Origin of the sequence: Agathobaculum sp. Marseille-P7918 (assembly GCF_900625105.1) — a bacterium.
In the GTDB taxonomy this organism is placed as follows: domain Bacteria; phylum Bacillota; class Clostridia; order Oscillospirales; family Butyricicoccaceae; genus Agathobaculum.
This window is the reverse complement of the sequence record NZ_UYYD01000001.1, coordinates 439,612-462,240: the sequence shown is the minus strand read 5'-3', so window position 1 is coordinate 462,240 and position 22,629 is coordinate 439,612. Positions and strand designations below refer to the sequence as shown.

The 22,629-nt window shown below is 60.1% G+C and carries 20 protein-coding genes; 17 read left to right on the top strand and 3 right to left on the bottom strand.

Going from position 1 to position 22,629, the window contains the following annotated elements; genetic code table 11:
• Positions 1 to 30: 30 nt before the first annotated feature.
• From der to ymfI, 10 genes are all read left to right on the top strand, one after another.
• Entirely contained in the window at positions 31 to 1,356 is a 1,326-nt protein-coding gene (der, locus tag EJL02_RS02175; protein ID WP_125114769.1) for a ribosome biogenesis GTPase Der, read from the top strand.
• A gap of 35 nt (positions 1,357 to 1,391) precedes the next feature.
• Positions 1,392 to 2,036, top strand: coding sequence for a glycerol-3-phosphate 1-O-acyltransferase PlsY (gene plsY, locus EJL02_RS02170; RefSeq protein ID WP_125114768.1), 645 nt, complete (start codon positions 1,392 to 1,394; stop codon positions 2,034 to 2,036).
• Positions 2,033 to 3,046: an NAD(P)H-dependent glycerol-3-phosphate dehydrogenase gene (locus tag EJL02_RS02165; protein ID WP_125114767.1), complete on the top strand. Its 1,014-nt coding sequence runs from the start codon at positions 2,033 to 2,035 to the stop codon at positions 3,044 to 3,046. The genes plsY and EJL02_RS02165 overlap by 4 nt, the downstream gene beginning before the upstream one ends.
• A 20-nt stretch (positions 3,047 to 3,066) precedes the next feature.
• Complete coding sequence (locus EJL02_RS02160; protein ID WP_125114766.1) at positions 3,067 to 3,555, top strand: DUF6376 family protein; 489 nt, start codon at positions 3,067 to 3,069, stop codon at positions 3,553 to 3,555.
• Positions 3,556 to 3,722: 167 nt separating this feature from the next.
• Positions 3,723 to 4,637, top strand: a complete 915-nt coding sequence (gene murB / locus EJL02_RS02155) for a UDP-N-acetylmuramate dehydrogenase (protein WP_125114765.1) — start codon at positions 3,723 to 3,725, stop codon at positions 4,635 to 4,637.
• A 31-nt stretch (positions 4,638 to 4,668) separates the two neighbouring features.
• A complete protein-coding gene (rapZ, locus tag EJL02_RS02150; RefSeq protein ID WP_125114764.1) occupies positions 4,669 to 5,526 on the top strand; it encodes an RNase adapter RapZ in 858 nt (285 codons plus the stop codon).
• Between the two features lie 25 nt (positions 5,527 to 5,551).
• Positions 5,552 to 6,445 carry a DNA-binding protein WhiA gene (gene whiA, locus EJL02_RS02145; protein ID WP_125114763.1) on the top strand — a complete coding sequence of 298 codons (894 nt, stop codon included), beginning with the start codon at positions 5,552 to 5,554 and terminating at the stop codon, positions 6,443 to 6,445.
• Positions 6,446 to 9,961 carry a DNA polymerase III subunit alpha gene (locus EJL02_RS02140; RefSeq protein ID WP_125114762.1) on the top strand — a complete coding sequence of 1,172 codons (3,516 nt, stop codon included), beginning with the start codon at positions 6,446 to 6,448 and terminating at the stop codon, positions 9,959 to 9,961. It begins immediately after the preceding gene.
• Positions 9,962 to 10,012: 51 nt separating this feature from the next.
• Complete coding sequence (gene pfkA / locus EJL02_RS02135) at positions 10,013 to 10,987, top strand: 6-phosphofructokinase (protein ID WP_125114761.1); 975 nt, start codon at positions 10,013 to 10,015, stop codon at positions 10,985 to 10,987.
• Positions 10,987 to 11,700 carry an elongation factor P 5-aminopentanone reductase gene (gene ymfI, locus EJL02_RS02130; RefSeq protein ID WP_125114760.1) on the top strand — a complete coding sequence of 238 codons (714 nt, stop codon included), beginning with the start codon at positions 10,987 to 10,989 and terminating at the stop codon, positions 11,698 to 11,700. The genes pfkA and ymfI overlap by 1 nt, the downstream gene beginning before the upstream one ends.
• A 49-nt stretch (positions 11,701 to 11,749) precedes the next feature.
• On the opposite strand, the gene EJL02_RS02125 is transcribed toward ymfI, so the two are convergent.
• Positions 11,750 to 12,322: an N-acetylmuramoyl-L-alanine amidase family protein gene (locus EJL02_RS02125; RefSeq protein ID WP_125114759.1), complete on the bottom strand. Its 573-nt coding sequence runs from the start codon at positions 12,320 to 12,322 to the stop codon at positions 11,750 to 11,752.
• A gap of 147 nt (positions 12,323 to 12,469) precedes the next feature.
• Here EJL02_RS02125 and EJL02_RS02120 point away from each other — a divergent pair, with 147 nt between their 5' ends.
• The 5 genes from EJL02_RS02120 to EJL02_RS02100 all read left to right on the top strand — a co-directional run bounded on the left by EJL02_RS02120 (position 12,470) and on the right by EJL02_RS02100 (position 16,267).
• The gene (locus EJL02_RS02120) at positions 12,470 to 13,348 is read left to right on the top strand and encodes an NAD(P)H-hydrate dehydratase (protein WP_164510237.1); all 879 of its coding nucleotides are present in this window, start codon (positions 12,470 to 12,472) and stop codon (positions 13,346 to 13,348) included.
• A 19-nt stretch (positions 13,349 to 13,367) separates the two neighbouring features.
• Complete coding sequence (locus EJL02_RS02115) at positions 13,368 to 13,925, top strand: hypothetical protein (protein WP_125114757.1); 558 nt, start codon at positions 13,368 to 13,370, stop codon at positions 13,923 to 13,925.
• Between the two features lie 19 nt (positions 13,926 to 13,944).
• On the top strand, positions 13,945 to 15,066 hold the full coding sequence (alr, locus tag EJL02_RS02110) for an alanine racemase (RefSeq protein ID WP_125114756.1): 1,122 nt from the start codon (positions 13,945 to 13,947) through the stop codon (positions 15,064 to 15,066).
• A gap of 152 nt (positions 15,067 to 15,218) precedes the next feature.
• Complete coding sequence (locus EJL02_RS02105; protein ID WP_125114755.1) at positions 15,219 to 15,581, top strand: type II toxin-antitoxin system PemK/MazF family toxin; 363 nt, start codon at positions 15,219 to 15,221, stop codon at positions 15,579 to 15,581.
• Positions 15,582 to 15,652: 71 nt separating this feature from the next.
• Positions 15,653 to 16,267 carry a hypothetical protein gene (locus EJL02_RS02100; protein ID WP_125114754.1) on the top strand — a complete coding sequence of 205 codons (615 nt, stop codon included), beginning with the start codon at positions 15,653 to 15,655 and terminating at the stop codon, positions 16,265 to 16,267.
• Here the strand turns inward: EJL02_RS02100 and EJL02_RS02095 are convergent.
• A complete protein-coding gene (locus EJL02_RS02095) occupies positions 16,260 to 17,570 on the bottom strand; it encodes a DUF1015 domain-containing protein (RefSeq protein WP_243114375.1) in 1,311 nt (436 codons plus the stop codon). The genes EJL02_RS02100 and EJL02_RS02095 overlap by 8 nt on opposite strands.
• A 211-nt stretch (positions 17,571 to 17,781) precedes the next feature.
• On the opposite strand from EJL02_RS02095, the gene ptsP reads away from it, so the two are divergent.
• Positions 17,782 to 19,494 carry a phosphoenolpyruvate--protein phosphotransferase gene (ptsP, locus tag EJL02_RS02090; RefSeq protein ID WP_125114752.1) on the top strand — a complete coding sequence of 571 codons (1,713 nt, stop codon included), beginning with the start codon at positions 17,782 to 17,784 and terminating at the stop codon, positions 19,492 to 19,494.
• A gap of 72 nt (positions 19,495 to 19,566) precedes the next feature.
• On the opposite strand, the gene EJL02_RS02085 is transcribed toward ptsP, so the two are convergent.
• Entirely contained in the window at positions 19,567 to 19,782 is a 216-nt protein-coding gene (locus EJL02_RS02085) for an alpha/beta-type small acid-soluble spore protein (protein ID WP_125114751.1), read from the bottom strand.
• 248 nt (positions 19,783 to 20,030) lie between these two features.
• On the opposite strand from EJL02_RS02085, the gene EJL02_RS02080 reads away from it, so the two are divergent.
• On the top strand, positions 20,031 to 22,601 hold the full coding sequence (locus tag EJL02_RS02080) for a translation factor GTPase family protein (protein WP_125114750.1): 2,571 nt from the start codon (positions 20,031 to 20,033) through the stop codon (positions 22,599 to 22,601).
• Positions 22,602 to 22,629: the final 28 nt, after the last annotated feature.

Here is a 22,629-nt window from a genome sequence, read left to right as displayed (position 1 = left end):
AACCCCCGGATCAATAAGGAGGGAAACCATATGCCAAAACCGATCGTAGCGATCGTGGGCCGGCCGAATGTCGGCAAAAGCCAGCTGTTCAACCGACTGGCGGGCAAGCGCCTGTCGATCGTTGAGGATACGCCCGGCGTCACGCGCGACCGTCTGTACGCGGAAAGCGACTGGCGCGGCCGGGATTTTACCATCATCGACACCGGCGGCATCGAGCCGAACAATGACAATGAGATTTTGCAGTTCATGCGCTATCAGGCAGAGACCGCGATCTCGCACGCGGACGTGATCATTTTCATCACCGACCTGCGCACCGGCATCACCGCCGCCGACCAGGACGTGGCGGCCATGCTGCTGCGCTCGGGCAAGCCGATTGTGCTGGCGGTCAACAAGTGCGACAAGCCCGGCCAGCCCGAACCCGAGTTTTACGAATTCTATAATCTGGGCTTGGGCGAGCCGTACGGCATTTCCGCCCTGCATGGCTACGGCATGGGCGAGCTGCTGGACGCCGCGTATGAGCATTTTCCGCCCGCGGACGAAAACGAAGAGGACGAGGAACGCATCCGTGTCGCGCTCATCGGCAAGCCGAATGTCGGCAAGTCCAGCCTGCTCAACCGCGTGCTGGGCGAGGAGCGCGTGATTGTCTCCAACGTCGCGGGTACGACGCGCGACAGCGTGGACGCCAATGTGGACAACGAACACGGCAAATTCACCTTTATCGACACCGCGGGCATCCGCAAGAAGAGCAAGGTGGATGAAAAGATCGAGAAATACTCGGTCATGCGTTCGCTGCTCGCGGTCGAGCGCGCGGATGTGTGCGTCATTATGATCGACGCGACCGAGGGCGTGACCGAACAGGACACCAAGGTCGCGGGCGAAGCGCATAACGCGGGCAAAGCGTGCATCATTGTGGTCAACAAGTGGGATCTGGTCGAAAAGGACGGCTCCACCATGAAGGAGTACACGCTGCGCGTGCGCGAGGGCTTGGCTTATATGCCGTATGCGCCCGTGCTGTTCATCTCGGCGCAGACCGGCCAGCGTGTGGATAAGCTGTTCGGCCTGATCCACGAGGTATATGAGCAGAATCACATGCGCATCCCGACCGGCCGCCTCAACTCCATTCTGGCCGAGGCGACGGCGCGCGTACAGCCGCCGACCGACAAGGGCCGCCGCCTGCGCATCTTCTATATGACGCAGGCGTCCACCTGCCCGCCGACATTTGTCTGCTTCTGCAACGACGCGCGGCTGTTCCATTTTTCCTATCAGCGCTATCTGGAAAACCAGATCCGCGAGGTGTTCGGCCTGACCGGTACACCGGTGCGCATGGTGATCCGTGAGCGCGGGGACAAGAACTAAAGCCGTAATCATCACTGAAACTGGGGGAAAAGGATATGACACTGACGCATTTTGCCATCATTGCGGTTTGCGCCTATCTGCTTGGCTCGCTGAGCTTTGCGATTATCGTCAGCAAGGTCACGCTGGGAAAGGATATCCGCAATTACGGCAGCGGCAACGCGGGCCTGACCAATGCGTACCGCACCATGGGCGCGGGCAAGACGTTGTTTGTGCTGCTGGGCGATATCGCCAAGGGTGCGGCGGCCGTGTCGATCGGCGCGATGCTGGCCGGCCCGGTCGGCAAGCTGGTGGCGGGTATTTTCGTCATTCTGGGACATATGTTCCCGCTGTATTTCGGCTTCCGCGGCGGCAAGGGCGTGCTGGTCGGTGCGGTCATGCTGCTGTTGTTTGACTGGCGCATTTTCCTGATCGCATTTGCGCTGTTTTTCCTTGCCGTGGCGTTGACCCGCTGGATTTCCCTCGGTTCGATTCTGGGTGCGATCAGCTTCCCGATCACAACACTGGTGTTTTATGATGACCCGGTGCTGACCGCGATGGCATTCGGCATGGCGGTGGCGGTCATCTTTATGCACCGATCCAACATCGCGCGCATCCTGCGCGGCGAGGAAAATAAGTTTTCCTTCAAAAGCAAGAAAACCATTGAAAAATCCGAAGGCAATGGAGAGGAGAACGGAAAATGAAGGTTTTTGTACTGGGCACCGGCGGCTGGGGCATCGCGCTTGCGATGCTGCTGCACGGCAACGGACATGAAGTGACCTCGTGGACCTATCTGCAGGAGGAATGTGACCTGCTGCTGCGCGAGCGTGCGAACGAAAAGCTGCTGCCGGGCGTCAAGATTCCGGAGGGCATTGCAATCACAACTGATATGTCGGGCGCGGCGCAGGCGGATCTTGTTGTCATGGCGGTGCCGAGCTTTGCGGTGGCGTCCACGGCAGAGCAGCTGGCCGCGATTGTACCGGCCGGGACGGTGATCGTCAACGTCGGCAAGGGTCTGGACTCCAAGCATGGCTATTGCCGCTTTTCCGAGACGATCGACCGCGTGATGCACGGCAACAATCCGGTGGTCGCGCTGACCGGCCCGACCCACGCGGAGGAGGTTTCGCGCGGGGTGCCGACCGCGATCGTGGCGGCGTCGCACAGCCGTGCGGCGGCGGAGCTGACGCAGGCGGCATTTATGAACGATACGTTTTTCCGGGTTTACACCTCGGCGGACATCATCGGCTGCGAGCTGGGCGGCGCTTTCAAGAACATCATCGCGCTGGGCGCGGGCATTGCGGACGGACTCGGTCTGGGCGACAACTCCAAGGCGGCGTTTATGACCCGCGGCCTGACTGAAATCGCGCGGCTGGGCGTCAAGCTGGGCGCGCGGCAGGAGACCTTTGCGGGTCTGTCGGGTGTCGGCGACCTGATTGTCACCTGCTGCTCGATGCACTCGCGCAATCGCCGTGCAGGCATCCTGATCGGACAGGGCAAAAACGTGCAGGAGGCCATGAAGGAGGTCGGCGCAACGGTCGAGGGCTATTACGCGACCGAGGCGGGCTATCACCTTGCGCAGCAGCAGGGCGTGTCCATGCCGATCACCGAGGCAATGTATGAAGTGCTGTACAACGGCCTGCCCGCTACCGAGGCGAGCCGTCTGCTGCTGGGCCGTCCGCGGCGCGGCGAGCATGAGGAAGTTTGGGTGCACTGACGGCCGGAAGGAGACAGAAGATGAAAAACGGGATGGGAAAGCGTCTGTCGGCGCTGCTGCTGGCCGCGGCAATGGTATTTTCGCTGGCGGCGTGCGGTTCGGACAGCAAGCAGGAGGAAGATACGGCCTCCGGTCTGACCAAGGAGGAATACCAGCAGGCGGTTCAAACGCTCAGCACGGAAATCAGCGAGATCCAGGACCGTGCGTCCGAGATTGACGGCACGGATGTCGAGCAGACCAAGGAACTGCTCGATGAGCTGAAAACGCCGCTGCAGGATTTCATGGCGATCGATCCGCCGGAAAGCTATGCGGCGGGACATGCAAAGCTGCAGTCCGGCTGCCAATCGCTGATCGAGTATATCGATCTGCTGGTGGATGCGCTCGGAGAGACCGACCAGACGGCATTGCAGGAGTCGTCCGAGCAGATGCAGACCCTGATGGAATCGGCGGTTGCCGATCTGCAGGAAGGCGCGCCGCTGCTGGGTGATGCAGATTCGCAGGAAGAATAAACCGGAAAAAGGCGCCCCAAAAGGGGCGCCTTTGATTTGCACTTTACGTTCTCATTTTGTATAATACTTGCGAACAAGATGATATACTGCTGCTGTGCGGCGCTGTTGCAAGCCTGCCGCTGCGGCATACTGTGTTGACATATTGGTCAGATCAAATGGAGGATAGTATGGAAAAGATCAATCATTGCATGGCGGCGCTGCGGGAAGCCGTGCCGGAAATAGAAGTTGTGGCCAACGAGCCGATGAGCCGCCACACGACGTTTGCCATCGGCGGTCCTGCCGATCTGTTTATCAGCCCCAAAACCACCGAACAGCTGGCCGGGGCGCTTGCGGCGATCCGCCGCTGCGGCGTGCCGTTTTTGGTGCTCGGCAACGGTTCGAATATGCTGGTCGCGGACGCGGGATACCGCGGTGCGGTCATCTGCACGACCGAAATGGATGATGTGCGCGCGGGCGAGGATGGTACGCTGGTGGCGCAGGCGGGCGCCCTGCTCGGCCGTGTGGCGCGGCGCGCGCAGCGCGCGGGACTGACCGGCGCGGAGTTCTCCGGCGGTATTCCGGGCAGCGTAGGCGGCGCGGTGTTTATGAACGCAGGCGCATATGACGGTCAGATGGCGGGCATTGTGGAAAAAACCGAGTATCTGGACGGCGAGGGCAACCTGCGCACACTGACGGGGGACGAACATTGCTTCGGCTACCGCAGCAGTGCGTTCCGCGCGCATCCGGACTGGACGGTCGTGCGCACGACCATGCGTTTGCAGCCGGGCGATCCGGCGGCGATTTTGGATAAGATGAATGATTTTGCACAGCGCCGGCGCGATAAGCAGCCGCTCAATTACCCGTCCGCGGGTTCGACCTTCAAGCGGCCGGAGGGCTATTTTGCCGGCCGGCTGATCGAGGACGCGGGGCTTAAGGGCGTTTCGGTCGGCGCGGCGCAGGTTTCGGAGAAGCACGCGGGCTTTCTGATCAACCGCGGCGGCGCGACTTGCGACGAAATGCTGCGCCTGATCGAGCTGGTGCAGCAGCGTGTGCGTGAAAAGTTCGGCGTGGAGCTGGAATGTGAGGTTCGCATCGTTCGATGATGCGTTTTGCCGGACAAGGGAGATGGCATAGATGTATTTTTTAATTGTTTCGGGCATGTCGGGCGCGGGCAAGAGCCGCGCGGTCGCAACGTTCGAAGATTTGGGGTATTACTGCGTGGATAACCTGCCGATCGCACTCATTCCGCGCTTTGCGGAGATCTGCCTTGCCGCGACCGAGCGGTATGAGCGGGTCGCGCTGGTCACGGATGTGCGCGCGGGCGGCGATTTCCAGCAGCTGTTTGATTCACTGGATTCGATCAAGACCATGGGCTGCGATTACCGCATCCTGTTTCTGGATACGGATACGCCGACGCTCATCCGCCGTTTCAAGGAGACGCGCCGCAAGCATCCGCTGATGGAAAAGGGCGTGTCCATGACCGCGGCGATCGAAAAGGAGCGCAACATGCTGGCCGCGCTGCGCAACCGCGCGGACTTCATTGTTGATACGACCGGTCTGTCCGCCGCCGGCCTGCGCGAGCGTCTGCTTGCGCTGTTTTCTGGCACGGAAGGCACCGGCGCGTTCGAGGTGATCGTGCAGTCGTTCGGCTTCAAGTACGGCATTCCGCCCGAGTCCGACCTGGTGTTCGACGTGCGTTTCCTGCCCAACCCGTATTACGAGATGAGCCTGCGCGAGAAAAACGGCACCGACCCGGATGTGCGGGATTATGTGTTCCAAGGCGGTACGGCGGATGCGCTGATGGGGCATCTGACCAGCATGATCGATTTTCTGCTGCCGCGGTATATGGCGGAAGGCAAGTCCAATGTCATCATCAGCATCGGCTGCACGGGCGGCAAGCACCGTTCGGTCGCAATCGCCGAAGCGCTCAGCGAGCATCTGCGCGGCCATGACTACGGCGTGGTTACCATGCACCGCGATTATCAGCGCTGAGACGGGAAAACGGGGAACATAAGGTATGTCCTTTTCAAGCGAAGTAAAAAATGAGCTGTGCCGTGTGTCGATGCAGCGTGCGTGCTGCACGCGGGCGGAGGCGTACGGCGCATTGCTGCATGCGTCGGTTTTCTCGCACCGGGAGATCCGGCTGTCCACGGAGAACGCCGTGGTTGCGCGCCGCTTGCAGGCTTTGCTGCAGCGCGCGTTTTTTGTCGAGTGCGAACCGCAACGGCAGGGCAGAAAATATCAGATCGTGCTCGACCAGTCAGCGCAGATCGGCCGCATTTTCGATGCACTGGGTTATGACCGCAAAAGCCACGTCACCTATCACCTCAACCGCAACGAGCTGGAAGAGGCATGCTGTCTTGCGTCTTTTTTGCGCGGCGCATTCCTGATGGCGGGCACGGTTGCGGGGCCGGAAAAGAAAAGCCATTTGGAGATGAAAAGCGGACATCAGAGCCTCGCGGGCGAGGAAATGAGCCTGATGCTGGATCTGGGGCTGTCGCCTAAGCTGGCGCATCGCGGCGGCAGCTGCCTGCTGTATTTCAAGGACAGCGCAAGCGTGGAGGATTTTCTCACGCGCATCGGCGCGCCGCACGCGGCGATGGCGCTGATGGAAGCCAAGGTGGAGAAAAACCTGCGCAATACGATCAACCGGCAGGTCAATTGTGAGACGGCCAACCTTGTCAAAACCGCGGACGCGGCTGCGCGGCAGATCGCGGCCATCCGCACGGTGTTGGATACGCACGGCGAAGAGGCATTTCCGGAAAACCTGCGCGAGACCGTGCGCCTGCGGCTTGCCTATCCGACCGATACGCTGGCAGAACTGGCGCAGCGCTTCGATCCGCCGATCTCCAAGCCGGGACTGAGCCACCGGCTCAAGAAAATTACAGAATTTGCGTCTAAGGAGGACTAAATGGTACCATTTGCGCATCTGCATGTGCATAGTGAATACAGCCTGCTCGACGGCGCATGCCGCATCGAGGGGCTGGTGGACCGTGTGGCGGCGCTGGGCCAGACCGCGTGCGCACTAACCGATCACGGCGTCATGTACGGCGTGATCGATTTTTACCGCGCCTGCAAGGCCAAGGGCATCCATCCGGTCATCGGGTGCGAGGTCTATTTGGCGCCGCGCTCCCGCTTTGACCGCAGCTATGTAAACGGTGAGTGGCATAGCCACCTGATTTTGCTGTGCGAAAATATGACCGGCTACCGCAACCTGATCCATATGGTCTCGCTCGGTTTTGCCGAAGGGTTTTACATGAAACCGCGCATCGATATGGAGCTGCTGCGGCAGCACAGCGAGGGCTTGATCTGCCTGTCGGCGTGTCTGGCGGGCGTGATTCCGCGCGCATTGGCCGAGGGCGATATGGACGGCGCCTATGAGCTGTGCGAGCAGTTCCTCGAGATTTTCGACCGCGATCATTTTTATCTGGAAGTGCAGGATCACGGCATCGCGGTGCAGAAAAAGGTCAACGAAGGGCTGTTCCAGCTCGCGGAAGAGCTGGGTATCGGTCTGGTCGCGACCAATGACGCGCATTACCTGACCAAAAAGGACGCGCGCATTCAGGACGTCCTGATGTCCATTCAGATGGGCAAAACGGTGGACGATCCCACGCGCATGAAGTTCGAGACGCAAGAATTTTACATCAAGGACGCGGACGAGATGGCGGCGCTGTTCCCGGATCATCCGGAGGCGCTGGAAAATACGGTCAAGATAGCCGAGCGGTGTCAGGTCGAATTCGAGTTCGGCAAATATCATTTGCCGGAATTTGACGTGCCGGAAGGGTATACCGCACTCGAGTATCTGCAAAAGCTGTGCGACGAGGGCTTTGCCGTGCGCTATCCGAACGATGACGGCACGGTGCGCAAGCGCTTGCAGTACGAGATCGACATGATTTCGCGCATGGGCTTTGTCGATTACTTTCTGATTGTGTCCGACTTTATCGGCTACGCCAAGCGGCAGGGCATCCCGGTTGGACCGGGCCGTGGTTCGGCGGCGGGCTCGATCGTGTCCTATTGCCTGGGCATCACCGATCTGGACCCCATCCATTATTCGCTTTACTTTGAACGCTTTCTCAACCCGGAGCGCGTGTCCATGCCGGATATCGACGTGGATTTCTGTTATGTGCGCCGCCCCGAGGTAATTGAATATGTCACTAACAAGTACGGCAAGGACCGTGTCGCGCAGATCGTCACCTTTGGTACGATGGCGGCGCGCGGCGCGATCCGCGACGTCGGCCGCGCGCTCAACATTCCGTATAACGAGGTCGATGTGGTTGCCAAGCAGGTGCCGAATGAGCTGCACATCACGATCGACAAGGCGCTTTCGGTCAATCCGGAACTCAAAAAGATGTATGACGAGAAGTCGCAGGTGCGCGAGCTGATCGACACGGCGCGCGCGCTTGAAGGCATGCCGCGCCATGCGTCCACGCACGCGGCGGGCGTCGTCATCACCAAGGACCCGGTGGACACCTATGTGCCGCTCGCGCGCAACGATGAGCAGATGGTCACGCAGTTTACCATGACCACGCTCGAAGAACTGGGCCTGCTCAAGATGGACTTCCTCGGCCTGCGCAACTTGACAGTCATCGCGGACGCGGAAAAGATGATCCGCCGCCATGTGCCGGATTTCAGCATCGAAAAGGTGGACATGAGCGACAAGGCGACCTACGAAATGCTCGGCCGCGGCTCGACGATGGGCGTGTTCCAGCTGGAAAGCGCGGGCATCACCAACGTCGTCACCGGCTTGCAGCCGGAATCCATCGAGGATATCACCGCGGTCGTGGCGCTGTACCGGCCGGGACCGATGCAGTCCATCCCGCGGTATATCGAGTGCCGCCATCACCCGGAAAAGGTGACTTATAAGCATCCGCTGCTCGAGCCCATCCTCAAGGTCACTTACGGCTGCATGATCTATCAGGAACAGGTCATGCAGGTGTTCCAGAGCCTCGCGGGCTATTCGCTCGGCAAGGCGGATATGGTGCGCCGCGCGATGAGCAAAAAGAAGATGAAGGAGCTCGAAAAGGAGCGCGTCAACTTCATCCACGGCAATGCGGAACTCGGCATCGACGGCGCGGTCAAGCGCGGCGTACCGGAGGACGTTGCCGCGAGCTTGTTCGACGAGATCATGGATTTCGCCAACTACGCATTCAACAAGGCGCATGCGGTGTGCTATGCGGTGGTTTCCTTCCGTACAGCTTTCCTCAAGTGTCATTATCCGCGGGAATATATGGCGGCGCTGCTGACCAGCGTGCTTGACTCTTCGGATAAGATTTCGGAATATATTCAGGCTGCGCGCGAAATGGGCATTTCCGTGCTGCCGCCCGATGTGAATGAGTCGTTTGACGGATTTTCGGTTTCCGGGCGCGATATCCGCTTCGGATTGGCCGCCGTCAAGGGCGTTGGCCGCTCGTTTATGAAGCAGCTGGTGTCCGAGCGCGAGACGGGCGGACTGTTCTCCTCGTTCCAGGACTTCTGCGAGCGCATGTATGACCGTGAACTCAACCGCCGCGCGCTGGAAAGTTTGATCAAAGCCGGTGCCTTTGATTCCATGGGTTACCGCCGCAGCCAGCTGATCCAGATCGCGGGCGCGGTGGTGGATGCGATCGCGCAGAGCCGCAAAAAGAACATTGAAGGGCAGATGGACCTGTTCGGCATGGGCAACGACGCGGTGCAGGATACGCAGATCGCGCTGCCTGACATCCCGGAGGTCTCCAAGCGTGAACTGCTCGCGATGGAGAAGGAAACGACCGGCCTGTACCTGTCCGGCCATCCGATGGACGAATATCGCGATCTGGCGCGCCGGGCGCAGGCAGCTTCCGTCCGGCAGATCATCGACGACCTGTCCGGTGAAAACGCGCAGCCCAAGTATAAGGACGGCATGACCGTGCATCTGGCGTGTGTCATCACGGCGGTGCGGCTTAAGTCCACTAAAAATGGCTCGATGATGGCGTATGTCACGGTGGAGGACGAGTCTGCCGCCATTGAACTGGTGGTATTCCCGCGCTCGCTCCAGCAGTGCGGCGCCTATCTGACCGAGGACAGCGCGGTGCTGCTGACCGGTAAGATCGATGCGCGCGAGGACGAAGCGCCCAAAATCCTTCTCAATGAAGCGCAGCCGCTGACCGAAGCGGCCGTGGACAGCATGCAGTCGCGCGAGCATCCGCAGCAATCGGTTTACACCGACGCGCAGGCGGCAAAGCTGGCGCCGCAAAAGCTGTATCTGCGCATCTCCAGCATGCAGAGCGACGAATGGCCGCAGATCAAGTCGATTCTGGTCACGCAGCCGGGTGATACACCGGTTTATCTGTACCCGACGGACACGAAAAAGAAAACGCTCGCAGCGCGGCGATACTGGTGCCAGCCGGATGTTCCGTTTCTCGAAAAATTACGCTTCCTATTGGGGGAAGAGGATGTTATAATAAAATAGAAGAATTATTAGCCTTAAATTTTTTTATGGTTTGATACAGGGAGGCTCATTATGGACAAGCAGATTCGCAGAATTGGCGTACTCACCAGCGGCGGCGATGCCCCCGGTATGAACGCATTGATTCGTTCGGTCGTTCGAACCGCATCCGCAAATGATATTTCCGTGCTCGGCATCCGGCGCGGATACAGCGGCCTGATCAACGGCGACATCATCGAGATGGGTGCGCGCAGCGTGGACGGCATCATCCGCCGCGGCGGCACAATGCTGTATACCGCGCGCTGCAAGGAGATGATGACCGAGGAAGGTCTGCAGAAGGCTGCGGATACCTGCAAATACCTCGGCATCGACGGCCTGATCTGCTGCGGCGGCGACGGTACGTTCCGCGGCGCGCAGGCGCTGTCCCGCAAGGGCGTGCCGTGCATCGGCGTGCCCGGCACGATCGACAACGACATCGTCTGCACGGATTACACGATCGGCTTTGATACCGCGTGCAACACGGCGATCGAATGCATCGACAAACTGCGCGATACCATGCAGTCGCACGAGCGCTGCTCGGTGGTTGAGGTCATGGGACGCCGCGCGGGCCATCTGGCGCTGCATGTTGGCTGTGCGGTTGGCGCGACCGCGATCTGCCTGCCCGAGCGTGAGCTGGATTTCGATACCGATATCGTGGAGAAGATGCGCATCGGTCGCATCAAAGGCCGTAACCACCATATCATCATCGTGGCGGAGGGCTACGGCTCCGCGCAGGACGTTGCCGACCAGATCCACGAGGCGACCGGCATCGATACCCGTGTGACCATTCTGGGTCACATCCAGCGCGGCGGTTCGCCGACGGCGCAGGACCGTGTTATGGCGACCCGCATGGGATATGCCGCGGTGCGCGCTCTGATGGAAGGCAAGACCAACCGTGTTGTGGTTTCCAATGACAATCAGGTGACCGATATCGATATTGAAGAGGGCCTGTCCCGTAAAAAGGACCTCAACCAGTGCCTGTTTGAAGCCCAGCAGACGGTTGCGATCTGATGGCACAGACGGTTTTTATCACCGGCGGTTCGCGCGGCATCGGTGCCGCATGCGTGCATGCGTTTGCCGCGGCGGGCTGGCAGGTCGCGTTTACCTATCAGGTGAGCCGCGAACTGGCCGGTGCGCTGGCGGATCAGACCGGTGCATTGGCGCTGTGCGCCGACCTGCATGACGATAAGGCGGTCAGCCGCGCGTACAGCGAGGTGCGCGGGCATTTCGGTGCGCCGGATGCCGTGGTATGCAACGCGGGCATTGCGGAGCAGAAGCTGTTTCAGGACATCACGGACGAGGATTGGCAGCGCATGCTGGACGTCAATCTGATGGGCGCGGTGCGCACCATCCGTGCCGCGCTGCCTGACCTGCTGCACCACAAGCGTGGCAGCATCGTGACGATCTCGTCTATCTGGGGCCAGATGGGCGCCTCTTGCGAGAGCCATTATGCGGCAAGCAAGGCGGCGCTGATCGGGCTGACAAAATCGCTGGCGCAGGAGCTCGGGCCGAGCGGGATCCGGGTCAACTGTGTGGCGCCCGGCGTGATCGATACGGACATGAACGCCATGCACAGCCGGGAAACCATGCGCGAGCTGGCATCGCAAACGCCGCTCTGCCGGATCGGCACCGCGGACGAGGTGGCGCAGAGCGTGTTGTACCTCTGTTCGGAGCGCGCTTCGTTCATTACCGGCGAGGTGCTCGGCGTGACGGGCGGATTCTGAAAACGGAATAAGGAAAAGGTCTTGCCTTTGCGGCAAGACCTTTTTGCGTTTATAAGGGACTGAGCCCGAAGTAACTGAGCATACCGTTATAGATCCCCTGCGCGAAGCCATAGGGGTCGTTTTGGAGCTTTTGGGCGTCTGCTTCGTTGCTCAGATAAGCCAGTTCGACCAGAATGGCGGGCATGCGGGTGCGGCGCAGCACATATAGGCTGGGATTAAGCCGCACGCCGTTGTCCTTGGTGCCGACGCGGTTGACGATTCCTTGCAGCACATGCTGCGCCAGCCAGTAGGGCTGCGTGTTCTGCTGATAAACGTAGACCTCGGTGCCGTTGATGGCGGGGTTGACGTTGGAATTGCAGTGGATGCTGATAAAGTAATCCGCCGGCCAGCTGTTGGCCATGTTCACGCGCGTGGCAAGGCTGGTCGCGTTGCTCGTGCCGAGGATCTCGGTCGGGCTGTTGCGGCTCAGCCGCACGGAAAAGCGTGGGTCGGCGCGCAGCAGGTCGGCAAGATACATGCTGACCTCATAGTTGACGTCCTGCTCGCGCAGGCCGTTTCCCTCCGCGCCGGTGTTCGGGCCGGTCGGGTTGTGTCCCGGATCGATGAAAATACGGATGGGCAAAAAATCACCTCCTCGGTTCATTGTATTCCGGCGCGCGGCAAACGGGACCGGAGAGCGGTCAAAATCCCGCGTCAAACTTGACGCCGGGCGCGGCGCGGTGCTATGCTGGAGGCAGACAGAGTCGGCAGGAACAGGAGCGGATGCGGCATGCAAGAGCAGTTTATTGAGATCGATCAGGCGTATGTGGATGGGATTTTGCCGCGCAGGCAGCCGGACGCGGATAAAAACGCGTTCGGACGGGTGTTGTGCGTGTGCGGTTCGGCGGGCTATACGGGCGCGGCCTATTTTGCCGCGCAGGGTGCGGTGCGCATGGGCAGCGGCGTGGTGACGCTGGCGACGCCCGAGAAGGCGTGGCCGGTGCTGGCGGTCAAGCTGAACGAGCCGGTCGTGCGGCCGATGCCGTGCGGCGCGGACGGAATGCTGTCGCGCGAAGCGCTGCCACTACTGACCGCACTGGCTGCGCGGGCGGACGCGGTGCTCGTGGGCTGCGGACTCGGGCGGTCGGAAGCGGTCACGGAGATCGTATGCAGCCTGCTGCAAAGCGCAGTCTGTCCGGTGGTTTTGGATGCGGACGGCATAAACGCAATTTCCGCGCATAAAGATGTATTACGGCAGACGGCGCAGCCGGTCGTGCTGACCCCGCATGCGGCGGAGTTTGCACGCCTGAGCGGCCTGAAACAGCCGGAAACCGGGGAACTGTCCGCTTTTGCACAGGAAAACCGCTGCATTTTGCTTTATAAAGGCCATCGCACGCGTATTTTTGCGCCGGACGGCGCCATATACCGCAACCATTCGGGCAATCCCGGTATGGCCAAGGGCGGCAGCGGGGACGTGCTGGCGGGCATGCTGGTGTCGCTGTGCGGACAGGGGATCGCACCGGTGCAGGCGGCCTGTGCGGCCGCGTGGCTGCATGGCCGCGCGGGAGACGCGGCGGCAAACCGGCTGAGCGAATACGGCATGACGCCGGGCGACATGCTGCAGGAGCTGCCCGGCCTGCTCAAACGGTATAATACAAGGGAGTGGTGACCTGAAACGGGTGCTTTGCATGGGGCTGCTGCTGGCGGTTTTGACCGGCTGCGGCGGTGCGGCGGCGGACGGGACTTCCGTGCGCACGCATTTTGAGGAACTCGCCGGAATGGAAGTGCATCTGAAAATTTTATCCGATCTGGAGCAATCCGTACTGGAATATGAGGAGGATTACGTTTATAATAAGGAGGATAACGACACCTTCATCATCACCGCGCCCGAAAGCCTTGCCGGGATCGGCGGCACGATCGCGGGCACGGACAGTGCCTCCTTCACGCTGCAATACGACGGCCTTGCGCTCGATGACGCGATGCCGCAGCGCAAGGGGTTGACCCCTGCCGACGCGTGGTTCTGCCTGCTGGACGATCTGCGCCGCGCGGAGCCGACTCAGATCTGGACGGAAAGCGCGGACGGCGTCAAACTGCTGGTGCTGCGGTATGAGCAGAACGGCGAGGATGGGAAGGTGGAAAAACAGGTATGGCTCACCGAGCAGGACTATCAGCCGGTCTGCGCCGAACTGTACGCGGACGGCGAGCGGGTGCTGCAAATTCAGGTGACAGAGTACCGGGAAACATAAATCTGGGGATGAACAAACTATGGAACCGAGCAAACACCGCACCTGGGCCGAAGTGGATCTGGGCGCGATCGAACACAATTACCGTGTGATCTGCCAGCAGGCGAAATCGCCTGTGCTGTGCGTGGTCAAGGCGGACGCATACGGACACGGCGCCGTGCCGGTCGCGCAGCGTCTGCAAGCGATGGGCGCGCCGTATTTCGCGGCGGCAACCGTGCCGGAAGCGGTGGAACTGCGTGAAAACGGCATCACAAAGCCCATTCTGATTCTGGGTTATGTGGACGAAGCCGATATGGACACCATTGCGCGCGAGCATATCACCGCGCCCGTGTATGACGAGGAGACCGCGCAGCTGCTCAGCGATGCGGCGGTGCGCACGGGCGAAAAGCTGACCGTGCACTATAAACTGGATACCGGCATGACCCGCCTTGGCTTCCCGGGGTGGGAGCGCGAGCGGACCGTGCAGCGCATTGAGGCTTGCGCCGCGCTGCCGGGGCTGGTTTCCGAGGGGATTTTTACCCATTTTGCGGTTGCCGATGTGCCGGAAGGCGAGGCATATACCGCATTGCAGTATCAGCGGTTTGCGGATGTGTGCAATGATTTGGCTTCCCACGGTCTGGAACTGCCGCTGCGGCACTGTGCCAACAGCGGCGCCATCCAGAGCTATGAGAGCATGCACTGCACGATGACGCGCGCGGGCATCATCCTGTATGGGTATCGCCCGGACACGTCCGTGCCGCCCATGCTGGATCTGCGGCCCGCCATGACGGTCAAGGCGCGCGTGGTGCAAGTGCGCGATATCCCGGCGCACACCACAATCAGCTATGGCCGCACCTATGAAACGGACGAGCCGACCCGCGTGGCGGTGGTTTCGATCGGTTATGCGGACGGTTTCCTGCGCACGGGTTCGGGCAAGGCGCATGTGGTGCTCGGCGGGCGCAAGGCGCCCGTGCTCGGCCGCATCTGCATGGATATGTGCATGGTGCGCGTGCCGGACGGCGTGGATGTGCACCGCGGCGACGAGGTAACCGTGTTCGGGCCGGGGGTCTGGACGGCGGAGGATGTCGCCGAAGCTGCGGGCACGATTTCGTACGAAGTTATCTGCGCGGCGAGCAGCCGCGTGCCCCGGTTTTATTTGGGCTGACCACCGGGCGGTGCGCTGCATAAGATGAAACGGGAAGAATTTCCCGCCCGCACAGGTGCGAATTGACAGACGGCTGTTATAATTTTTCTCTGCGCGGGGAAAATAGGTTTGCGGACAAACCGCAAATCTATTTCATCGGAGTGTGAACCAACGTGGATACCAGCATCAAACGGGGAGATATTTACTATGCCGATCTCAGTCCGGTGGTCGGCAGTGAGCAGGGCGGTATCCGCCCGGTGCTGATCGTACAGAACAATGTAGGCAACCGGTACAGCCCGACCGTGATCGCCGCCGCCATTACATCGCAGATCAACAAGGCCAAAATGCCGACGCATATCACGCTCGGCGCCCCCAATTACGGCCTGACCAAGGATTCCATCATCCTGACCGAGCAGATCCGTACGCTGGATAAGCGGCGGCTGCGCGAGAAAATGGGGTCGCTGGACGAGAAAGCGATGCGTCATGTGGATGAAGCGTTGGCGGTCAGTTTCGGTCTCGGCTCGGTGCAGGGCTGAGGCATATCGGCAATGCAAAACGCGTATCCTGATTTAGGATACGCGTTTTTTTGTTTGGGAGGTGCGGGCCGATGCGGGCTGAAGTCACATATGCGGGAGAGCGGGCGGGTTGGCTGCTGTGGGAGCCGGATGCGTACGGCGTACAGGTTGAAGTGGACTGCGTTCTGCCGCCGGATGCGCCGCTGCTGCGCTGCTATGGGGAAACAGGCGGAGCGCCGCTGCTGGTCGGTCTGCCCGCGCCGGAAAACGGCCGTTTGCAGCTGCGGCGGCATCTGTCGCGTGAGACGCTCAAGGCTGCGGGCTGTGCGGACGGGCCGCCCATGGCGTTCTATCTGGCCGAACGTCCGCGCCCGCCGGACGCACCGGAGCAGATGGACGGACCGAAGAAGGCGGCCGACCCGGCGCCGCAGCGTGAACAACCGATGTCGGATGCGCCGCCCGCGCCGGAGCCGTCCCTGCGGACAGGGGACAGCGTGCTGGACGCGCTGCTGGACAGTGGGGAAGTGTGCGCGGAGCGCATGAAGCAAGGCATCCGCCTGCACTGTGCGTTTGCGCCCGACCGGCCGTTCGCCCTTGCGCCTGCGTTCGTGCTGTGCCGCGTGGAAGCGGACGAGGCGGTGCTCGACTGGACAAAAAAGGACGCAGCCGATGAGGCTGCGTCCGCAGAGTCCGGGGAAATTACTTGACGATCGTCTTGGCTTCCATGTAGTAGCGCTTTTCGTGCGCTTCGCCCATGGAGAAGGTCTTGCGCGGCAGCACGCCGTCAAAGACAACGCCGCGGAACAGATCGTTTTTGGCGATGTCCGGCAGGATAAAGCCCAGATTGCCAGGCTTTTCGGCCAGATTGCACACCACATCCGCGCCGTGGATATAGTCGATGCGCGTAGACGGATGCGCTTCCAGATAGGCGTCGAGCGCGGTCTGCATGGTCGCGACCGGAATGGACCACTTGGGGTTCTCCACCACGAGCACGCCGGCCTTGTCCGCGGCGCAGAACGGGAAGATGTGCGCGGCGGCGTCCGCAGGTGCTTCGTCCGCAACATAGGCCTTGCAGCCCTGCGCGGCATAGAACGCGGTCAGGCCGCTGAGCAGTTCGTCGGCGTCCGCGCCGAACAGGATACGGTGAATCGGCTCGATAATCAGGCTTTCGTCGTGGATGTTGACCACCTCGACCAGCGCATAGCGCGCGGGGTGGTTTTCCTGTTCCTCGGGAGAGAGACCGGCCTTGACCTGCTCCCAGTAGGCCTTGGCGGTCGCCATCGAGTGGTTGCCGTCGCCGACCGCGTAGGGCAGCAGCGCCTGTGCATCCGTGCAGCCGTACTTGCGGTTGAAGGTCTCGCGGTCGCACAGGGATTCCAGCCCGGCTTCGATTTCATCGGTCTGGGCGCCCTTCGGGATGAACCAGCCGGTGATATGGCCGCCGTTCTGCATCAGGTCGGTGTCATAAACCTTTTCAAACGACGCGGTTTTGTCAAACAGCGGCTCGATGATCTTGCGGTCGGGGTCGTCGATCAGGATCATGATGTGCGGCAGCTCCATGCATGCGCCCTGACGGACTTTCAGACGCGGCGGGATGCGCTCGACCACGGTCTTTTCGGTCGGGCGGATGAGCGAAGCCGAACCCGGGGTGTATTCATAAGCTTCCAGATCGACCGCGAGCACAATGCCGCGGCGCGGGCAAGAGCCGCCAGACCAGCGCTCGGTCAGAATAACGCCGGCGGGCAGGGTGCGCAGCGTGCCGTCTGCGACGTACGCCTGCATGGTGCGGTGGATCTTTTCGGTGCGCTCGGCAACGTCGTCCTGTTCCAGATAGACCTCGGGCAGCGTCAGACGCAGCGTCGAGGGAGCGTCGCCGACCGTGCGGTCGGTCTCGGCCCAGTATTCAGGCTGGGACGTATATTGGTCGCAGGCGATAACTGCCCATTTGGAAAGATCCGTGCCCTCACGAGGCAGCATGATTTCGGGAATATGGGTGCAGCGATTTGCCATGGTTGTCATTCCTCCTGTATGATGATCATGTTTGGAATGGTATAAGTATAGCAGAAAACCGCTGTTTCGGCACGGAAAATTTTCAATTCTTATAAGTTTTCTGAAAAAGGTTCTGTGCCCTTGACGGGGGAGCGTAAATATTATACAATGTATTTTAAGAAATGCATATGGTTTTTGTATAAGAAATACAAGAAAGTAGGAGGATATGGCTATGTTCAAGTTTAAAGCGATTGGCGTGTCGGAGGGCCTTGCGCACGCCAAAGCCTTGGTAATCAAGGAAGAGGATCTGACGGTCGTCAAGGATAGTATCACGGACGTCGAGGCCGAGCAGAAGCGTGTGACCGACGCCGTAGAGCATGCGAAAAAGCAGATTGAATTGCTGCGGGATGAGGCGGAGAAAAATATCGGTGCGGCCGAAGCGGAAATCTTCGATGCGCACCTGCTCATGCTGGACGATCCGGATTTTGTCGAGGGTATGACCAATCTGGTAGAGGAAGAAAAGGTCTGCGCAGAGTATGCCTGCTTCGTCAACTGCGAGAATTTCCAGGCGATGTTCCGCGCGATGGATGATGAATATATGCAGGCGCGCGCAGCCGATATCGGCGATATTTCCAAGCGCGTTCTCAAGAACCTCAAGGGCATTGCGGATAACGCGATCGACACGATCACCGAGCCCTGCATCATTATTGCCAACGATCTGACCCCGTCGGATACCGCGAAGATCGGTTCCAAGCCCGTGGTCGGCTTTATCACCCGCATTGGCGGCCGTACCAGCCATTCCGCGATTATGGCGCGCTCGATGGGCATTCCGGCCATCGCGGGTGCAGGCGACAAGGTGGATGACATCGAAGACGGTTCGGATCTGTTGCTCGACGGCGTGGCAGGTGAAGTGGTTGTCGATCCGGATGCGGAGACGCTGGCACAGTTTGCCGAAAAGAAAAAGGCGGAGGACGAGCGCAAGGCGATGCTGGCCAAGTTCAAGGATCGTCAGGGTGCGACGAGCGACGGCCGCCGCATCGTGATCGAGGGCAACATCGGCACGCCGGACGACGCAGTCCGCGTGGCAGAGCTGGGCGGCGAAGGCGTTGGCCTGTTCCGCTCGGAGTTCCTGTTTATGGACCGCGACGATCTGCCGAGCGAGGAAGAGCAGTTTGAAGCATACAAGAAGGCGTGCGAGACCATGGCGGGCAAGCCGGTCATCATTCGTACGCTGGATATCGGCGGCGATAAGGAAGTGCCCGCACTGGAGCTGGAGAAGGAACAGAACCCGTTCCTCGGCTACCGTGCAATCCGCATCTGCCTGAACAAGACCGACCTGTTCCTGACCCAGCTGCGCGCGCTGCTGCGTGCGGCCAAGTACGGCGATCTGCGCATCATGTTCCCGATGATCTCCTCCATTGAGGAAATCCGCAACGCAAAGCAGATTCTGCAGCAGGCCAAGGATCTGCTGGCTGCCGAAGGCGTGGAGCATAATCCGGACGTCAAGGTCGGCATCATGGTGGAAATTCCGGTCGCTGCGGTTTGTGCGGACATGCTGGCCAAGGAAGTCGATTTCTTCTCGATCGGCACCAACGACCTGATTCAGTATTCCTGCGCGGTGGATCGTATCAATGAAAAGATTTCTTATCTGTATCGCCCCCTGCATCCGGGCGTGCTGCGCCTGATCGGCATGACCGCTAAGGCAGCCAACGAGAATGGCATCGAAGTCGGTGTTTGCGGTGAGATGGCCGGTACGCCGGGCATGGCGCCGGTGCTCTGCGGTTTGGGCGTAACCAACCTGTCCATGTCCGCTTCCGCCATGCTGGCGGCCAAGGCCGACTTGGCAGCGCATTCGTACGCGGAGTGCAAGGAACTGGCAGACAAGCTGGTTGCGGCACCGAGCGCAACCGATGCGGAGCAGATTTTCGCTGCATGGCGCGGCTGATTTGCCAAAAAAATTAAGAAAAAGCGCGCGGTTTCCGCTTTACGGAAGCCGCGCGCTTTCTATTGCCTCAGATCAGCCCTGATTTGCCATGGACTGCTCGTAGGATTCGATCATCTTCTTGACCATCTGACCGCCGATCGAGCCGGCCTGACGAGAAGTCAGATCACCATTATAGCCCTGCTTCAGGTTGACGCCAACCTCGGCTGCCGCCTCCATCTTAAAGCGATCCATTGCCGCGCGCGCTTCCGGAACCATACCCTGATTCGAACCATTTTTCGTGTTAGTCATGTTTTTTCTCTCCTTTTTCGTTTGTTTTTGTGTTTGGGGTTTTGCTGATAGTATTTTGTGCGCAAAAGACGGCAATATAAGATGTAATTGCTGCTCTACATGGAAAATGATGCGCAAATCATGTGCAAAAATTTGAATTTTAGTATCCAGACAGGGGAAATTGTTCTGCACGAGCAAAGTCTGGAATGACTTGTGCTTTGACTACTTTTTTGATATAATATAATAAATCAACAGATGAGAAGGAAACTATGAAACGATTTGTCATCGGTATTCTGGCGCATGTGGACGCAGGCAAAACGACCTTGTCCGAGGCGCTGCTGTACCAGACGGGGGCACTGAAAAAGCTGGGACGCGTGGACCATCAGGATGCCTTCCTGGATACGTTCGCGATCGAGCGAGAACGGGGCATCACGGTTTTTTCCAAGCAGGCGGAGCTTTCGCTGCCATCGGCTGCGGTGACCCTGCTCGATACGCCGGGCCATGTGGATTTTTCGGCGGAGATGGAACGCACGCTGCAAGTGCTGGACTATGCGGTATTGGTGGTCAGCGGGACGGACGGCGTTCAGGCGCATACGCAGACCCTGTGGCGGTTGCTCGAGCGGCACCATGTGCCGACGTTTGTGTTTGTCAATAAGATGGACCTCCGTCCGGATGCGCGCGAGGCGCGCATGGCGGAACTGAAAAAGCGCTTGTCGGACGGCTGCGTTGCCTTTGACCAGCCGGACACTATGGCGGAGGAGATCGCCATGTGTGATGAGGCACTGCTCGAACGCTATCTGGAAACGGGCAGTGTGGAGCAGGAGCAAATCGCCTCGCTCGTTCGTGCGCGCAAAGTGTTTCCGTGTTATTTCGGGTCTGCACTGCGGCTGGAAGGCGTGGACGCTCTGCTCGACGGACTGGAGCGCTATACGCAGCAGCCGGCGTATGCCGATACATTCGGCGCGCGCGTGTTCAAGATCACACGCGACGGACAGGGCAACCGTCTGTCGTACCTCAAGATCACCGGTGGCACGCTCGCGGTGCGCGCGTTGCTGTCGGGAGAAGAGGACGGCGGCTGGCAGGAAAAGGTCAACCAGATCCGTGTGTATTCGGGTGAAAAATTTCAGACGGTTGAGCTGGCAGAGAGCGGCATGGTCTGTGCGGTGACCGGCCTGACCCATACCAAGCCCGGCATGGGATTGGGCAGTGCGGCGGGCGCGCTGCCGCCGGTATTGGAGCCGGTGCTCAATTATCGGGTGCAGTTCCCGGCGTCATATGACGCGCATACCATGCTGAAAGACCTGCGGCAGCTGGAGGAAGAGGACCCGCAGCTGCGGGTCGTGTGGAATGAGCGTTTGGGCGAGATCCACTTGCAGCTCATGGGTGAGGTACAGCTGGAGATCCTGACCCGCGTGATCGCGGAACGGTTCGGCGTTGCGGTCACGTTTGATGAAGGCAGCATTGTTTATAAGGAAACGATCGCCACGCCTGCGGTCGGCATCGGCCACTTTGAGCCGCTGCGGCATTATGCGGAGGTGCATCTGCTGCTCGAGCCGGGCGAGCGCGGCAGCGGGCTGCAGTTTGCAACGATTTGTCCGGTCGATACGCTCGACCTTAACTGGCAGCGCCTGATCCTGACGCATCTGGCGGAAAAAACACATGTCGGCGTGCTGACCGGCGCGCCGGTGACCGACATCAAGATCACATTGCTGACCGGCCGCGCGCATGTCAAGCATACCGAGGGCGGCGATTTCCGCGAAGCGACTTATCGTGCGGTGCGCAACGGCCTGATGCAGGCGGAGAGCGTGCTGCTCGAACCGTACTATGCCTTCCGGCTGACGCTGCCGGAGGAGTGCGTGGGCCGTGCCATGAATGATATCCAGCGCATGGAAGGGACGTTTGCGCCGCCTGAGGCACAGGAGGACGGCACGCTGCTGACCGGTACCGCGCCGGTTTCTGCGATGCGCAACTACTGGACCGAGGTCGCAGCCTATACTAAGGGGCGCGGCCGGCTGGTGTGCACGCCGGAAGGGTACGCGCCTTGCCACAATGCCGCGCAGGTGATCGAGCAGTGTGGTTATGATCCTGAGCACGATACGGACAACCCGCCGGACTCGGTGTTCTGTTCGCATGGCGCGGGCTATGTGGTCAAGTGGGACGAAGTGCGCGCGCATGCGCATATGGATGCGGGCGTTCGGCTCGAGCCGGAGGAGGAACCAGAGACCGACCCGGAACCGGTGTGCCGCGCCTCCGCGTCATCCGGTTTGGAGGATGACAAAGAACTGCGCGCCCTGTTTGAGCGCACCTACGGTCCGATCCGGGACCGCGGGTTCGAAGCCTTCCAGCAGAGCCGCAAGAAGGCGGAAACGCTCGAGCAGTTGTATGTTACCCGCATCCGCGCGGACGATTATCTGCTGGTGGATGGGTACAATATCATATTTGCCTGGGATGAATTGCGCAATATGGCGGCTGCGGATATCAACGCAGCGCGCGAAGCGCTGGTCAATATTTTAAGCAACTATCAGAGCGTGCGCAAATGCCACCTGATCGTGGTGTTTGACGCATACAAAGTCAAAGGGGGTATGGGCTCGATCGAAAAACGGCATGGTCTGCATATTGTTTACACCAGAGAGGCGGAAACGGCAGACATGTATATTGAACAGGCATCCTATGACCTCTCCCGCAAGCACCGTGTGCGCGTTGCCACGTCGGATGGCATGGAGCAGATGATCATTCTGGGACACGGTGCGGAGCGCATTTCCGCCACGGAACTGAAATGGGAAGTGGAGCAGGCCAGTCAGCATATCGCGGACGTGATTGCACGTTTGCAGCAGGAATGATATGCGGAAGATGCTGGAAAGTGGCGGC